Source organism: Nocardia anocheti (assembly GCF_029675105.1).
Taxonomy (GTDB): Bacteria; Actinomycetota; Actinomycetes; order Mycobacteriales; family Mycobacteriaceae; genus Nocardia.
The window spans coordinates 249,021-267,257 of sequence record NZ_JAQQFV010000002.1 but is presented as its reverse complement, the minus strand read 5'-3'; the positions used below and the strand labels follow the sequence as shown (position 1 = coordinate 267,257).

General features: G+C 70.7%; 1 protein-coding gene (cut by a window edge). It reads left to right on the top strand.

Features of this window, described 5'->3' with window-relative positions:
• Window positions 1-300: 300 nt before the first annotated feature.
• Window positions 301-18,237: the start of a non-ribosomal peptide synthase/polyketide synthase gene (locus tag QC180_RS05090; protein WP_278261418.1), read on the top strand. The gene runs 25,866 nt beyond the window's last position; only the first 17,937 of its 43,803 coding nucleotides appear in the window; the start codon lies at window positions 301-303; its stop codon lies off the right edge, out of view.

The following is an 18,237-nucleotide window of genomic DNA, read 5'->3' as shown; positions in this document are numbered from 1 at the left end:
TTTACCTGGGGCTATGTCATCCAGCTATGGACGTGGTTGGTTGCCGGGCGGGCGCACCGGTAGATTGGTGCGATGGTTTGCGAAGAGCACACCGGCGCTGCCGGGCTGTCGATCCCGAGCATGGTCTCAGCCATGTAACAAGATCGGCCGGGCCGACAGATAGTGCCAATGGACATTTTTGCCTGATTGATTTCGAGAATTGAACCCGAGACGCAGGCGCCACGCTAGTTCGGCAGCGGCGCCTGCGTTCCGGTGTCGTCGGGGAGCGCCTGCACGGGTGTTCCGGAAGCGAGGTTTGGGTTGGACCGGCTGGATTTCGGCGGAAACGGCGAGGAGTACTTCCCGCTCTCGCCCGCACAGCTGGGTATCTGGTACGCGCAGCACGTCGACCCACAGGTGCCGATCAACATCGCCCAGTACGTCGACCTGCGCGGCCACCTCGACGTGGCGGTGCTCGAACGCGTCAGCTCCGAGGCCGCCGCCGAGCAGCAGTCCGGCTTCCTGCGCATCGTCGAGATCGACGGCGAACCCATGCAGACCGTCGACCTCACCCAGGACGACACCCTCATCTACGTCGACCTGCGTGGCGAAGCCGACCCCGAGGCCGCCGCCGCCGAGTGGATGCGCCGCGAGTACAGCCGCCCGCTCGACATCGTCGCCGACCGCCTGGTCCAGGCCGCCGCGCTGCAGCTCGAGGACGAGCGCTGGTACTGGTACGCCCGCGTCCACCACATCGTGCTCGACGGTTTCGGCGCCAACAACTTCGTCAACCGCACGGCACAGCTCTACACCGCGGCCGTCACCGGCACCGAGGCCCCGGCCAACAAGGCCACCGACCTGCGCACCCTCTACGACTCGGAGATCGCCTACCGCGACAGCTCCCGCTTCGAGTCCGACAAGGCGCACTGGGCCCAGCGCGTCGCCGGGCTGGAAGAGGGCAGCAGCCTCACCGGCCGTTCCGCGCCGCCCTCGCCGGTCAACGACGTCACCAGCGCGGCCCTGAGCCCGGCCCAGGACGCGGTGTTCGGCGAGGCCATCGCCCGCCACGACACCACCTCCGCGCCGCTGCTCATCGCCGGTTTCGCGGCGTACCTGGCCCAGATCACCGGCACCCAGGACGTGATCCTGAGCCTGCCGGTCACCGGCCGCACCACCGCCGTGATGCGCCGCTCGGGCGGTGTGACCTCCAATATCGTGCCGCTGCGCCTGCGTGTGGGCCACGACACCACCGTGGCCGAGCTGCTGCGCGCGGTCACCACCGAGGTCTCCGGCGCGCTGCGTCACCAGCGCTACCGCCACGAGGACATCCGCCGCGACTCCGCCGGTGACGGCATGGTCGCCACCGAGTTCTTCGGCCCGTGGGTCAACATCATGCTCTTCGATAACGAGCTGCGCTTCGGCGAGATGGACGGCACCCTCAATGTGCTGTCCACCGGCTCGATCGAGGACCTGGGCGTCAACTTCTACCAGTCGCACGGCGGCACCCGCTCCCACATCGACTTCGAGACCAACCCCAACCTCTACTCGGCGGCCGACGCGGCCACCCACCACGCCCGCTTCCTCGAGTTCTTCGAGCGGTTCCTGGCCGCCGACGCCGCGCTGCCGGTCTGGCGCCTGCCCGTCACCGGCACCGCCGAGCTGGAACGCTCGCTGACCGAGTGGAACGACTCGGCCCACGAGGTTCCCGCCACCACCCTGCCCGCGCTGCTGGACGCGCAGATCCCGCGCACTCCCGACGCCATCGCCCTGGACTTCGAGGGCGAGACCCTCACCTACGCCGAGTTCGGTGCCAGGGTCAACCGGCTGGCCCGGTTCCTGATCGCCGACGGTGTCGGCCCGGAGTCGCTGGTCGCGCTCGGCATGCGCCGTTCGCTGGACCTGGTGATCGGTATGCACGCGGTGCTGCGCGCCGGTGGCGCCTACGTGCCGATCGACCCGGACCACCCCGCCGACCGCACCGCCTACATCCTCGAGTCCGCGGCACCGGTCTGTGTGCTGACCACCACCGGTGACGAGCTGGACCTGCCCGCCACGGTCGCCCGCGTCGAGATCGACACCCTCGACACCGCCGCCTTCGCCGAGGCCCCGGTCACCGACGCCGACCGGCTCGCGCCGCTGCGCCCGGACAACACCGCCTACGTCATCTACACCTCGGGCTCCACCGGCCGCCCCAAGGGCGTGGCCGTGACCCATCACGCGATCGTCAACCAAGAGCTGTGGATGCTCGACGAGTACGCGCTCACCGCCGACGACGTCTACCTGCAGAAGACCGCCACCACCTTCGACGTGTCGCTGTGGGGCTACTTCCTGCCGCTGATGGTCGGCGCCAAGCTGGTCATCGCCTCGCCGGACGGCCACCGCGACCCGCTCTACGTCGCGGACATGATCGAACGCCACGGCGTCACCGTGACCGACTTCGTGCCGTCCATGCTGACGGTCTTCGTCGCGCACGCCACCCAGGCCCAATGTGCCACGCTGCGCGCGGTTTTCGTGATCGGTGAGGCGCTGCCGCCGGAGACCGCCGCGGGTCTGCGCGCGATCTCCACCGCCGGGCTGCACAACCTCTACGGCCCCACCGAGGCCGCGGTATCGGTCACCTACTGGGAGGCCACCGAGGCCGACACCGTCACGGTGCCGATCGGTATCCCCGAGTGGAATGTCGAAGTCTACGTGCTGGATTCGCGGCTGCGCCCGGCCGCGATCGGTGCCCCGGGTGAGCTGTATCTGGCGGGCCGTCAGCTGGCCCGCTGCTACCGCGGCCGCCCCGACCTGACCTCGGACCGCTTCGTCGCCAACCCCGTCGGCGGCCCCGGCGAACGCATGTACCGCACCGGTGACCTGGTGCGCTGGAACGCCGAGGGCGTTCTGGAATACATCGGCCGCACCGACTTCCAGGTGAAGTTCCGTGGTCAGCGCATCGAGCTCGGCGAGATCGAGACCGATCTGCTGGCCCACCCCACCCTGAGTCAGGCCGCCGTGCTGGTGGTCGACACCGCCACCGGTCAGCAGCTGGTGGCCTACGTGGTACCGGCCCCGGGCCAGTCCGCCGACCCGGCCACGCTCACCCGCTTCGTCGCCGAGAAGCTGCCCAGCTACATGGTGCCCGCGTCGATCATGGTGCTCGACGCGTTCCCGCTCAACACCTCCGGCAAGCTGGACCGCAAGGCCCTGCCCGAGCCCGTGTTCAGCGCCGCCGCAGGCGATTTCCGCGCTCCGCGCACCCCGTCCGAGCAGATCGTGGCAGGCATCTTCGCCGATGTGCTCAGCCAGGAACGCGTCGGCGCCGACGACAACTTCTTCGAACTCGGCGGCAATTCGCTGGTCGCCACCCAGGTGGTGGCCCGCATCGGCGCCGCCTTCGGCATCCAGCTGGGTGTGCGCGCGCTGTTCGAGACCCCGACCGTGGCCGGGCTGGCCGCGCGGGCCGAATCCATCACGCCCGCAGATGTTTCCGCCGCGCGTCCGGCGCTGGTCGCGCTGCCGCATCCCGACCAGGTGCCGCTGTCGCTGGCCCAGCAGCGGATGTGGTTCATCAACCAGTTCGACCCCACCGCGCCCACCTACAACCTGCCCTTCGTCGTGGGGATGAAGGGCCGCGTCGACGTCGACGCGCTCATCGCCGCGCTCGACGACGTGGTGGTGCGCCAGGAATCGCTGCGCACCGTCTTCCCCGACGCCGACGGCGGCTTCCAGCAGGTACTCGGCCCCGACGAGTTCGACCTGGGTATCACGGTGATCCCGATCGAGCAGTCGCTGCTGCGTGACGAGCTGATCCTGTTCGCCTCCACCGGCTTCGACGTCACCCTGGAACTGCCGATCCGCGTGCGGATCTACCAGGTCACCGGCGGAACCACCAATGGCACACCGGAATTCGCGGTCGCCTTCGTGGTCCACCACATCGCGGCCGACGGCTTCTCCTTCGGCCCGCTGGCCCGCGATGTGGCCACCGCCTACCTGGCGCGGTCGGCCGGGCAGGCGCCCGCGTGGACCCCGCTGCCGGTGCAGTACCGCGACTACACGCTGTGGCAGCGCGAATTGCTCGGTGCCGAAAGCGATCCCGCTTCGATGGCCGCGCGCCAGCTCGACTACTGGCAGCGCACCCTCGACGGCCTGCCCGACCAGCTCGACCTGCCCAGCGACCGCCCGCGCCCGCAGCAGCAGAGCTTCCGTGGCGCGCGCGTCGGCTTCGATATCGACGCCGAGACCCACGCCCAGCTCGCCGCGCTGGCCCGCGCCAACGGCGTCACCCTGTTCATGGTGGTGCACGCCTCGCTGGCCGTGCTGCTCGCGCGCCTGTCCGGCACCACCGACATCGCCGTCGGCACACCCATCGCGGGCCGTGGTGAGCAGGCTCTCGACGACCTGATCGGCATGTTCGTCAACACCCTGGTGTTGCGCTCCGACGTCGACCCGGCCCAGCCGTTCACCGAATTCCTGGCGCGCACCCGCGAGACCGACCTGTCGGCCTTCGCCAATGCCGATGTGCCCTTCGAGCGGCTCGTCGACGTCCTCAACCCCTCGCGCTCGCAGGCGCGCCACCCGCTGTTCCAGGTGGTGCTCTCGTTCCAGGAGATGTCGCACGGCACGCTGGAGCTGCCCGGTCTCACGGTCAGCGCCGACGAGGTCGAGGTCGACATGGCCAAGTTCGACCTGCAGTGGACGCTCACCGAGGAGCACACCACCACCGGCTCGCTCTCGGGGCTGACCGGCGTGCTCACCTACGCCGTGGACCTGTTCGATCAGAGCACCGTCGAAGAGCTGCTGCTGCGCTGGCGCCGCGTGCTCGACGCGATCCTGGCCGACCCGGCGGTCGCCGTCGGCGCCATCGACGTCCTCGACGATGCCGAGCGCACCGACCTGGTCACCCGCTACGGCGCCCCCGCCGCCGTGGCGCGCACCCTGCCGCAGCTGATGGCCCAGGCCGCCCGCGACACCGAGGCCACCGCCGTGGTGTTCGAGGGGACAGCTGTGGCCCACCCGTCGCCCGACCGCCACCCCTCATCGAGTCGCTTCGCGACCGTGTCTTATGGCGAGTTGGATCGCCGCTCGAACCAGTTGGCGCGCTTGCTGATCCAGCAGGGTCTGGGCGCCGAGGACTTCGTCGCCGTGGCCGTGCCGCGTTCGCTGGAGTCGGTGCTCGCGGTGTGGTCGGTCGCCAAGACCGGTGCCGCGTTCGTACCCGTCGACCCGAACTACCCGGCCGACCGCATCGCGCACATGATCGCCGATGCCGGTGTGTCCGTCGGTATCACGGTGAGCGCCGAGATCGGCGAGGTGCCCGATACCGTGCGCTGGCTCGAGATCGACGACATCGATCTCGACGACATCTCCGATGCCCCGCTGGCCCCGCGCGAACTGGTCCGTCCGACCGATCCGGCCCAGCCCGCGTACCTGATCTACACCTCCGGTTCCACCGGTGTGCCCAAGGGCGTCGTGGTGACCCACGCCAGCGTCGCCAACTTCTGCGCCGAGCAGATCGAGCTGTACTCGCTCGACACCGATACCCGCGCACTGCATTTCGCCTCGCCGTCGTTCGACGCCTCGGTGCTGGAGCTGCTGCTCGCGCTGGGTCGCGGTGGCACGCTCGTCGTGGTGCCGCCGGGGGTGTACGGCGGTGAGGAACTGCGCGACATCCTCATCACCGAGCAGGTCACCCACGCCTTCGTCACCCCGGCCGCGCTGGCCACCTTCGACGCCCGCGGCCTCGATCACCTGCGGGTGCTCGCGGCCGGTGGCGAGGCGGTGCCGCCGGAGCTGGTCACCAAGTGGGCGGTGCCGCTGCCCGACGGCTCGCGCCGCATGCTCGGCAATGTCTACGGCCCGACCGAGACCACCATCGCCTCGAACCTGTCCGAGGGTCTGATCCCGGGGGAGCGGGTCGTCATCGGTGGACCCATCCGTGGCGTCCACACCCTGATCCTCGACGACCGCCTGCGCCCGGTGCCGGTGGGCGTGGCCGGTGAGCTCTACATCGGCGGCGTCGGCATGGCGCGCGGCTACCACGCGCGCCCCGCGCTGACCTCGGATCGCTTCGTCGCCAACCCCTACGCGCCCGGCCAGCGGATGTACCGCACCGGTGACGTGGTGCGCTGGACCGCCGACCGCAATGTCGAATACGTCGGCCGCTCCGACTTCCAGGTCAAGGTGCGCGGTTTCCGCATCGAACTGGGTGAGATCGACTCGGCCCTGGCCTCGCACGAGACCGTCGACTTCGCGGTCAGCATCGGCCACAAGAACAAGGGCGGCAGTACCTCGCTGGTGTCCTATGTCGTTGCGGTGCCGGGCAGTTCGATCGATGTCCCCGCGCTCACCGACCATGTCGCCCAGCGCCTGCCCGCCTACATGGTGCCGTCCTCGATCATGGTGCTGGCGGCCATCCCGCTGACCGTGAACGGCAAGCTCGACCGCCGCGCGCTGCCCGCGCCGGTGTTCGAGGTGCGTGAGTTCCGCGCGCCCACCACCCCGATCGAGCAGATCGTCGCGCAGGTCTTCGCCGACGTGCTCGAACTGAGCCGCGTCGGCGTCGAGGACGACTTCTTCGAACTCGGCGGCAACTCGCTGATCGCCACCCAGGTGGCCTCCCGCATCGGCATCGCCCTGGACACCCGGGTGCCCGTGCGCATGCTGTTCGAGGCGCCCACCGTCGCGGCACTGGCCGCGCGGGTGGAATCGCAGGCCGGTGACGGTGCCCGCAAGGCGCTGGTGGCGCGCGAGCGGCCGGATCTGGTGCCGCTGTCGCTGGCCCAGCAGCGCATGTGGTTCCTCAACCGCTTCGACACCGCCTCGGCGGTCAACAACATCCCGGTCGCCATCCGGCTCTCCGGTGAGCTGGATGTGGCCGCGTTGCAGGTCGCCGTGATCGACGTGATCGACCGGCACGAGTCGCTGCGCACGGTGTTCCCCGAGTCGGGCAACGGCCCGGTACAGGTGGTGCTCGACGCCGCCCAGATCGTCCCCGACCTGACCCCGTACCGGGTCACCGAGGACAACCTCATCGACCACCTGATCGACCTGGCGTCGATGGCCTTCGACGTGACCAGCGAAGTGCCGCTGCACGCACGGCTTTTCGAGATCAGCGAGACCGAGTACGTGCTCGGCATGGTGGTGCACCACATCTCCGCCGACGGCTGGTCGATGGCGCCGCTGTCGCGCGATGTCATCGTCGCCTACGCCGCGCGCACCTCGTGGGAGGCGCCGACCTGGGCCGAATTGCCGGTCCAGTACGCCGATTACGCGCTCTGGCAGCGCGAGGTGCTCGGTTCCGAGGACGACCCGAAGTCGCTGATCTCCTCCGAGATCGACTACTGGGCCCGCGAACTCGCCGATCTGCCCGACGAACTGGTGCTCCCGGCCGACCACCCGCGTCCGCCGGTGGCCACCTACCGGGGTGGCACCTACAGCTTCGTCATCTCCGGTGACACCCAGCGTGCCCTGGTCGAACTGGGCCGCCGCTACAACGCCTCGCTGTTCATGGTCATGCACAGCGCGCTGGCCGTGCTGCTGGCCCGCGCCAGCGGCACCAGCGACATCGCCATCGGCACCCCGGTGGCCGGTCGTGGCGACCAGGCCCTCGACGACCTGGTCGGCATGTTCGTCAACACCCTGGTGCTGCGCTCGCAGGTCGAGGGCGCCGTGTCCTTCGCGACCCTGCTCGACCAGGCCCGCGAGACCGACCTGCAGGCGTTCGCGCACGCCGACGTGCCGTTCGAGCGGCTCGTCGAGGTGCTCAACCCGCCGCGTTCGCAGGCGCGCCACCCGCTGTTCCAGGTGATGCTGTCGTTCCAGAACAACAAGCAGGCCTCGCTGCAATTGCCCGGGTTGTCGGTCAGCGGCATCGACTACGACTCCCAGCTGGCCAAGTTCGACCTGCAGCTCACCCTGACCGAGGTGCAGGACACCGACGGCGAGGCCGGTGGCATGTCCGCCGAGTTCTCCTACGCGCTGGACCTTTTCGAGGAATCCACCATCGCCGCCTTCGCGCGGCGCCTGGACAACATCTTCGCCGCCATCGTCGCCGACCCCGAGGTCGCCGTCGGTGACATCGATCTGCTCGCGCCCGAGGAGCACGCGCAGGTCCTCGTCGACTGGAACGACACCGCCCGCGCGGTGCCCGAGGCCACCCTGGTCTCGCTGTTCGACGCGCAGGTCGAGCGCACCCCCGACGCGGTCGCGCTGGTCTTCGAGCACGAGGAACTGACCTACCGCGAGCTGCAGGAACGGGCCAACCGCATCGCCCGCAAGCTCATCGCCGAGGGCGTCGGCCCGGGTTCGCATGTGGCACTGGCCATCCGGCGCTCCACCGAACTCGTCGTCGCCATGTACGCGGTGCTGCAGACCGGTGCGGCCTATGTGCCGCTGGACCCGGATCAGCCCGCCGACCGCATCGGCCACATCCTCGAGACCGCGCGGCCGCGACTGGTGCTCACCACTCGCCGCGACGGCTTCGAGGCCGACGGCGCCACGGTGCTGGCCGTCGAGAACATCGAGCTGCCCGCCGATTTCGGCGCCGCGCCGATCACCGACGCCGAGCGCATCCGCCCGCTGCGGGCCACCAATACCGCCTACGTCATCTTCACCTCGGGTTCGACGGGCCGCCCCAAGGGCGTGGCCGTGGATCACGCGGCGATCGTCAACCGCCTGCTGTGGATGCAGCACGAGTACCCGATCGACGCCGCCGACGCGGTGCTGCAGAAGACCCCCGCCACCTTCGACGTGTCGGTGTGGGAGTTCTTCTGGCCCTTGCAGACCGGCGCGCGCCTGGTCGTCGCCAAGCCCGACGGCCACCGCGACCCGGTGTACCTGGCGCAGGTCATCGCCGAGCGGAGCATCACCACCGCGCACTTCGTGCCCTCGATGCTGTCGGTGTTCGTGTCCACGCTGGGCAACAACGGCAACGGCAGCGCGGTGCGGCTGCGTCAGGTGTTCGCCTCCGGTGAGGCGCTGCCCGCGCCCACCGCACAGCGCCTGCGCGAGCTGACCGGTGCCCGCCTGCACAATCTGTACGGCCCCACCGAGGCCGCCGTCGACGTCACCTATCACGAGGTCGTCGACGCCGATGTGGAGTCGGTGCCGATCGGTCGTCCGGTGTGGAACACCAAGGTGTTCGTGCTGGATTCGCGGCTGCACCCGGTGGCCCCCGGTGTCGCGGGTGAGCTGTATCTGGCGGGCGAACAGCTCGCCGTCGGCTACCTCAACCGCGCCGACCTCACCGCCGACCGCTTCGTGGCCAACCCGTACGGGCAGGCCGGGTCGCGCATGTACCGCACCGGTGACCTCGTCACCTGGACCCGCGACGGCGAGCTGAACTACCTGGGCCGCACCGACTTCCAGGTGAAGCTGCGCGGTCTGCGCATCGAGCTCGGCGAGATCGAGGCCACGCTGCTGGCCCAGCCGGGTGTCGCCCAGTCGGTCGTGGTAGTGCGCGCCGACGCGCACGCGGGCGATCAGCTCGTGGGTTACGTGGTGCCCGAACCGGATTCGGCCCTGGACGTGGCCGCGGTGAAGGCGGGCGTCACCGCCGAACTGCCCGCCTACATGGTGCCCTCGGCGCTGGTGGTGCTGGAGGCCTTCCCGCTCAACGCCTCCGGCAAGCTCGACCGCAAGGCGCTGCCCGCGCCGGTGTTCGAGGCCAAGGTCTTCCGCGCGCCTTCCACGCCGATCGAGGAGATCGTCGCGGAGATCTTCGCCGAACTGCTCGGCGCCGAACGCGTCGGCGTGGACGACGACTTCTTCGCCCTGGGCGGCAACTCGCTGGTCGCCACCCAGGTGGCCGCGCGCCTGAGCAAGGCGCTCGACGCCGAGGTCGGCGTGCGCACCCTGTTCGAGGCGCCCACCGTCGGCGCGCTCGCGGCGCGGGTGGAGTCGCACGCGGGCACCGGTCTGCGCGCCGAGCTCACCGCGCGGCAGCGGCCCGAGCATCCGCCGCTGTCGCTCGCGCAGCAGCGCATGTGGTTCCTCAACCGCTTCGACCTGGCAGACACCGGCGACTCCGGGACCTACAACATCCCGGTCGCGGTGCGCCTGCAGGGCCTGCTCGACCTGCCCGCCCTGCGCGGCGCGGTCGCCGACGTGATCGCCCGGCACGAATCGCTGCGCACGGTCTACCCGTCGCATGACGGCACGGCCTACCAGAAGGTCCTGGCCGCCGCGGTCTCGATTCCCGACGTGGAGTTGATCGAGGCCGACGAGACCGATATGGCGATCTCGCTCTACGAGTTCGCCCGTCGCGGTTTCGACGTCACCGCCGCCGCGCCGGTGCGTCTGCGCGTCTACGAGCTCGGCGAACGCGAGCACGTGCTGGTGATGGTGGTCCACCACATCGCCGCCGACGGTTTCTCGCTGCGCCCGCTGGTGCGCGACCTGATGACCGCCTACGTGGCTCGCACCGCCAATGCCGAGCCGGGCTGGCCCCCGCTGGAGGTGCAGTACGTCGACTACGCGCTGTGGCAGCGCGAGACCCTCGGCGACGAGAACGACCCCACCTCGCTGATCTCCGAGCAGCTCGACCACTGGCGCGACGCGCTGGCCGACCTGCCCGACGAGCTGCGCCTGGGCCACAAGTCGCGGCCCGCGCAGGCCACCTACCAGGCGGGCACGCACCGCTTCGAGGTGCCGGGCGAGCTGGTGGAAGCGCTCAACCAGCTGGCCCACCAGCGCGGCACCACCCTGTTCATGGTGGTGCACAGCGCCTTCGCCGTGCTGCTCTCGCGCCTGTCGGGCACCGCCGACATCGCCATCGGCACCCCGGTGGCCGGTCGTGGCCAGCAGGCGCTCGACGACCTGGTCGGCATGTTCGTCAACACCCTGGTGCTGCGCGCCGAGGTCGACCCGGCCGCCTCGTTCACCGAGCTGCTCACCCAGGTCCGCGAACGCGACCTGGCCGCCTTCGCGCATGCCGACGTGCCGTTCGAGCGCCTGGTCGAGGTGCTCAACCCTGCGCGTTCGCAGTCGCGGCACCCGCTGTTCCAGGTGATGCTCTCGTTCCAGAACCTGGGCCGCACCACCCTGGAACTGCCCGGCCTGACGGTCTCCGAGCTGGGCATCGACCAGCACACCGCCAAGTTCGACCTGCAACTCGCGCTCAGCGAGGTCCCGGCCGACGACGACAGCCACCTCGACGCCGAGCTCGTCTACGCCACCGACCTCTTCGACGCGAGCTTCGCGGCCACCTTCGGCGCCCGTCTGCTGCGCGTGCTCACCGCCATCGTGGCCGACCCCTCGGCCGCCGTCGGTGACATCGAACTGCTCGACGCCGCCGAGCGCACGCTGGTGCTCGACCGCTGGAACGACACCGAGTTCGCCACCGACGCCGCGCTGAGCACCCCCAGCGAGGACGACCCGGCCACCCTGCACGCCCTCTTCGAGGCCCAGGTCGCGCGCACGCCCGACGCGACCGCCCTCACCTTCGAGGGGACGAGTCTGTCCTACGCCGAGTTCGCGGGCCGGGTGCGTCAGCTGGCGCGTTGGCTCAAGGACGCCGGGGTCGGCCCGGAAAGCTATGTGGCCCTGGGCATGCGGCGTTCGATCGACCTGCTGGTCGGCATGTACGCGGTCTCGGCCGCCGGTGGCGCCTACGTGCCACTGGACCCCGATCACCCGGCCGAGCGCATCGAACACATCCTCGACACCGCCCAGCCGGTCTGCGTGCTCACCTCCGGCGAGAGCCTGCCCGCCGCGGCCGGTCGCGAGGTACGCATCGACGAGCTGGACCTGTCCGGTCATTCGGCCGAACCGGTCACCGACGCCGACCGGCACCGCCCGCTGCGCTCGGGCAACACCGCCTACGTCATCTTCACGTCCGGCTCCACCGGCCGCCCGAAGGGTGTGGCGGTGAGCCACGCGGCCATCGTCAACCGGCTGGTGTGGATGCACGCCGCCTACGGCCTGGCCGCCGACGACGTGGTGTTGCAGAAGACCCCCGCCACCTTCGACGTGTCGGTGTGGGAGTTCTTCTGGCCTCTGCAGGTCGGCGCGCGCCTGGTCGTGGCCAAGCCCGACGGGCATCGCGACCCGGCCTACCTGGCCCGGCTCATCGCCGCCGAGCAGGTCACCACCGTGCACTTCGTGCCGTCGATGATGGCCGTGTTCGTCACCGAACCCCTTGCCGCCGAGTGTGTCTCGCTGCGCAATGTGTTCGCCTCCGGTGAGGCGCTGCCCGCGCCCACCGCGCAGCGCCTGCGCGAACTGACCGGCGCGGCCCTGCACAACCTGTACGGCCCCACCGAGGCCGCGGTCGACGTGACCTTCCACGAGGTCACCGACGCCGACCTCGACACCGTGCCGATCGGCGCGCCGGTCTTCAACACCCGTCTCTACGTGCTGGATTCGCGGCTGCGGCCGGTGCCGGTGGGTGTCGCGGGTGAGCTCTATCTCGCGGGCGTGCAGCTGGCCCACGGCTACGTCGGGCGCCCCGACCTCACCATGGACCGCTTCGTCGCCGACCCGTTCGCGCCCGGCGAGCGCATGTACCGCACCGGTGACCTGGTCACCTGGACCGAGCACGGTGAGCTGGAATACCTGGGCCGCACCGACTTCCAGGTGAAGCTGCGCGGTCTGCGCATCGAACTCGGCGAGATCGAGTCGGCGCTCACCGCGCTGCCCACCATCGCCCAGTCGGTGGTCGTGGTCCGCGCCGACGAGCGCACCGGCGACCAGCTGGTCGCCTACGTCATCCCGGAGACGGGGGCCACCGTCGACACCGACGCGGTCAAGGACGCCCTCGGTGCCGAGCTGCCGGTGTACATGGTGCCCGCCGCCTACGTGGTGCTCAGCGCCTTCCCGCTCAACGCCTCCGGCAAGCTCGACCGCAAGGCGCTGCCCGCGCCGGTGTTCGCCGCGCGCACCTTCCAGGCGCCGGTCACTCCGGTGCAGCAGATCGTCGCCGCCACCTTCGCCGAGGTGCTCGGCGCCGGTCAGGTCGGCCTCGACGACGACTTCTTCGAGCTCGGCGGCAACTCGCTGATCGCCACCCGGGTCGCCGCGCGCCTGTCCGAGGCCCTGGACACCCAGGTGCCGCTGCGCGCGCTGTTCGAAGCGTCGACCGTGGCCTCGCTGGCCGCGCGGGTGGAGACCGCCACCGGTCGCGGCGGCCGCGTCCCGCTGGTCGCCCGGCCGCGCCCGGAGCTGGTGCCGCTCTCGCAGGCCCAGCAGCGGATGTGGTTCCTCAACCGCTTCGACAACCGCACCGCGGTCAACAACATCCCGGTCGCCATCCGGCTGACCGGCGAGCTCGACGTGGCCGCGCTGGAAGCCGCCATCGCCGACGTCACCGCGCGGCACGAATCGCTGCGCACCTTCTACCCGGAGATCGAGGGCGCGGGCTACCAGCAGATCCTGCCCGCCGACGAGGTCCGCTTCGCGCTGCCCGCCCAGCCGGTGAACGCCGGTGACGTGGTTGCCCGCGTCGTCGACCTGGCGAGCGCGCACTTCGACGTCACCCGCGAGGTGCCCTTCCGCGCGAGCCTGCTGCGCGTCGACGAGCGGACCCACGTGGCCGTGCTCGTCGTGCACCACATCAGCGGTGACGGCTTCTCGCTGCGTCCGCTGCTGCGGGATGTCGTGGTGGCCTACACCGAACGCGCCCGTGGCGAGGTGCCCGCGTGGGCCCCGCTCGAGGTGCAGTACGCCGACTACACGCTGTGGCAGCGCGAGGTGCTCGGCGAGGAGAGCGATCCGGAGTCGGTCGCGGCCAGCCAGCTCGCCTACTGGACCGAGCAGCTGCGGGATCTGCCCGACCAGCTCGAGCTGCCCGCCGACCGGCCGCGGCCCGAGATCGCCACCAATGCCGGTGACCTGTACCGGTTCTCGGTCGACGCACCCCTGCACCGGGCGCTCACCGAGATCGCCAAGGCCCGTGGCGTCACGCTGTTCATGGTGATGCACGCGGCCCTGGCGACCTGGGCCGCGCGCCTGTCCAACAGCACCGACATCGCCATCGGCACCCCGATCGCCGGTCGCGGCGAGCGCTCGCTCGACGACCTGGTCGGCATGTTCGTCAACACCCTGGTGCTGCGCAGCGAGGTCGACCTCGGCGCCAGCTTCGGCGACCTGCTCGACCAAGTCCGCAAGGTCGACCTGTCGGCCTTCGCCAATGCCGACGTGCCCTTCGAACGGCTCGTCGACGTGCTCAGCCCCACCCGCTCACAGGCGCACCACCCGCTGTTCCAGGTGGCGCTCACCTTCGAGGCGGCCACCGCCGCCGACGCGGGCACCGTCGCACTGCCGGGCCTGGATCTCGATGTCGTCGACTTCGACCCGGGCACAGCCAAATTCGATGTGCAGCTCACCGTGGGCGAGGCCGCCGACGGCTCGCTGGCGCTGTCGTGGAACTACGCCACCGATCTGTTCGACGCCGAGACCGTCGCCGCCTTCGGTGACCGCCTGGTGCGCATCCTGCGCGGCGTCGCGGAGAACCCGGACGTGATCGTCGGCGACATCGACCTGCTCGGCGAGGCCGAGCAGCGCGATGTCGCCCAGCGCTGGGTGTCCTCCGGTGCCGACGCCATCGGTCTGCCCGTCGTCCACGACGCCACCGCCCCGGCGGGCCATCGCCGTGGCCTGTTCGGCAACAAGCACACCACGCTGGTCGACCTGTTCGACGCCGCTGCGGTCGCCTACCCGGACCGCATCGCCGCCAAGTTCGGCGTGGAATCGCTGACCTACGCCGAGCTGGACCGGCGCGCGAATGTGTTGGCGCGCAGGCTGATCGCCGACGGCGCCGGGCCCGAATCGCTGGTCGCGGTGATCCTGCCGCGCTCGCTGGATCTGGTCGTCGCGCTGCTGGCCGTGGTCAAGACCGGCGCCGGGTACGTGCCGGTCGACCCGACCTACCCGGCCGAGCGCATCGCCTACGTGCTCGAGGACTCCCGGCCCACCAGCGTGGTGCTCGACTCCACCGTCCAGGTGACCGTGCCCGGCCACCTGCCCGCCGTGGTGCTCGACGGATTCGCCGTGGAGACCGGCAATGTCGAGGACGCCGACGATCTGCCGATCACCGACGCCGACCGCATCGCGCCGCTCTCGCCGGACCATGTCGCCTACGTCATCTACACCTCCGGCTCGACCGGCCGCCCCAAGGGCGTCGCGGTCGCGCACCGGAATGTGGTGCGGCTGTTCGCCAATACCGATCGCGACTTCGGCTTCGGCCCGCGCGATGTGTGGACGCTGTTCCACTCCTACGCCTTCGACTTCTCGGTGTGGGAGCTGTGGGGCCCGCTGCTGTTCGGCGGTTCGCTGATCGTGGTGGACTACTACACCTCGCGCTCGCCCGAGCAGTTCCTGGAACTGCTGCGCGTCGAGCAGGTCACCGTGCTCAACCAGACCCCGTCGGCGTTCTACCAGCTCGCCGAGGCCGATCGGAACGCCGGACCGGGCCTGGCGCCGCTGGCGCTGCGCTATGTGGTCTTCGGTGGCGAGGCGCTGGAACTGCGCCGCCTGTCGGACTGGGTGGCCCGCCACGGTGACAGCTCGCCGACGCTGGTCAACATGTACGGCATCACCGAGACCACGGTGCACGTGTCGTTCCGCGCGCTGGACGCGAAAACCATTGCCGCCGCCGCTGGTTCGGTGGTCGGCCGGGCCATCGCGGGTCTCGGCGTGTACGTGCTCGACAATCGGCTGCGGCCGGTGCCTGTGGGTGTCGCGGGCGAGATGTATGTCGCCGGACCGCAATTGGCGCGCGGCTACCTCGGCCGCCCCGACCTCACCGCCACCCGCTTCGTCGCCAACCCGCTGTCGGGTCCGAACCAGGCCGGTTCCCGGTTGTACCGTTCCGGCGACCTCGCGCGCTGGAACCGCTTCGGTGAACTCGAATACCTGGGCCGCGCCGACGACCAGGTCAAGGTGCGCGGCTTCCGTATCGAGCTCGGTGAGATCGAAGCCGCCGTGCTGGCCCAGCCCGGCATCGCCCAGGCCGCGGTCATCGTGCGCGAAGACCAGCCCGGTGACCAGCGCATCGTCGCCTACATCGTCGCCGAGGGCGACGCCGAACCCGACCTCGACGCGGTGCGCGGTGGCGCGGCCGAACAGCTGCCCGCCTACATGGTTCCGGCGGCCCTGGTCCGCCTGGAATGGATTCCGCTGACCGTCAACGGCAAGCTGGACCGCCGTGCCCTGCCCGCCCCCGCTGTGCAGGCACGCGCCTTCCGCGCGCCCGTCACCCCGGTGCAGGAAACCGTGGCCGCGGTCTTCGCCGACGTGCTCGGCCTGGACCGGGTCGGCGTCGACGACGACTTCTTCGAACTCGGCGGCAACTCGCTCATCGCGACCCGCGTGGTCGCCCGCATCGGCGCGGCGCTGGGCGCCACGGTGCCGGTGCGCGCGCTGTTCGAGGCCTCCACCGTGGAAGCCCTCGCCACCCGCGTCGAATCGCACACCGGCGGGACCGCCCGCGCGGCGCTGGTCGCCCGCGAGCGCACCGAGGGTGAACTGGTGCCGCTGTCGTTCGCGCAGCAGCGCATGTGGTTCCTCAACAAGTACGACACCACCTCCGCCGCCTACAACCTGCCCGTGGCCATCCGCCTCACCGGTGCCCTCGACACCGAGGCGCTGGCGCTGGCGCTGGCCGACCTGGTGCGCAGGCACGAATCGCTGCGCACCCGCTACCCCGAGCACGGCGGCACCCCGGTGCAGCAGATCGTGGCGGCCGAACGCATGTCGCTGGACCTGCGCCCGGTCACCGTCGCCCCGGAGCGGCTCTTCGAGACCGTCACCGAGTTCGCCACCGCCGGATTCGATGTGGCCGAAGAGGTTCCGCTGCGCGCCCGCCTGTTCCGGGCCAGCGACGAGGAACACGTGCTGGTCGTGGTCGTCCACCACATCGCCGCCGACGGCTTCTCCATCGCGCCGCTGACCCGCGACGTGATGCTGGCCTACACCGCGCGTGCCCAGGGCACCGCGCCCGGCTGGTCACCGCTGCCGGTGCAGTACGCCGATTTCGCGATCTGGCAGCGCGCGGTGCTGGGCACCGAGGACGACGCCGACTCGCTGATGTCGCGTCAGGTCGGCTACTGGCAGAACCAGCTCGCCGGTGTCCCCGACGAGCTCACCCTGCCCTTCGACCGCCCGCGTCCGGCCATCGCCTCGCACCGTGGCGCCACCGTGCACCGCGAGCTGGCGCCGGAACTCATCGGCAGGCTCGACGAGCTGGCCCGCCGCCAGGGCACCTCGCTGTTCATGGTCATGCACACCGCCCTGGCGGTGCTGCTGGCCCGGCTCTCGGGCTCCGACGACATCGCCGTCGGCACGCCCATCGCGGGCCGTGGTGAGCAGGCCCTCGACGATCTGGTCGGCATGTTCGTCAACACCCTGGTGCTGCGCACCGGCGTGCGCCCCGGCGAGACGTTCACCGACCTGCTCGAGCAGTCCCGCAAGACCGACCTCGACGCCTACGGCAATGCCGACGTGCCCTTCGAGCGCCTGGTGGAACTGCTCGCGCCGGAGCGCTCGCAGTCGCGCAACCCGCTGTTCCAGGTGATGCTGGCCTTCCAGAACCTGGACCGCACCACCCTGGAACTGCCCGGCCTGGCCGTCTCCGCGCTCGACCTCGAGGAGAGCGTCGCCCGCTTCGACCTGCAGTTCACCCTCTCCGAGCTGGGCGAACCCGGCAGCGGCGGGATGGCGCTGGCCCTGAACTACGCCACCGAACTGTTCGACGCGGCCACCGTCGACACCATCGCGACCCGCTGGGAACGCGTGCTCGAGGCCGTGGCCGCCGACGCGTCGGTGACCGTCGGCGCGATCGATGTCCTCGATGCCGCCGAGCGGGCCGACCTGGTGTTCCGCGTCGGCGAGCCGCCGGTGCCCGCGCGCACCCTGCGCACCCTGCTGGCCGAGGCCGTCGACCGGAACCCGACCGGCGACGCCGTCGTGTTCCAGGGGACGACCTTGTCCTACGCCGAGCTCGACGAACGCTCCAACCGCCTGGCTCGCGTGCTGATCGCCGAGGGCATCGGCGCCGAAGACCTGGTAGCCGTGGGCGTCCCGCGTTCGGCCGACTCGGTGCTGGCCGCCTGGGCCGTCGCCAAGACCGGCGCCGCGTTCGTGCCGGTCGACCCCACCTACCCGGCCGACCGCATCGCCCACATGGTCACCGACTCCGGCTCACCGCTGGGTCTCACGGTCGCCGCCGTGCGCGAGGGCCTGCCGGATTCCGCGCGCTGGCTGGTGCTGGAAGACCTCGAGCTGGACGCCGTCGACGGTGGTCCGATCGCGGACGCGGAACTGGTCCGTAAGACCACC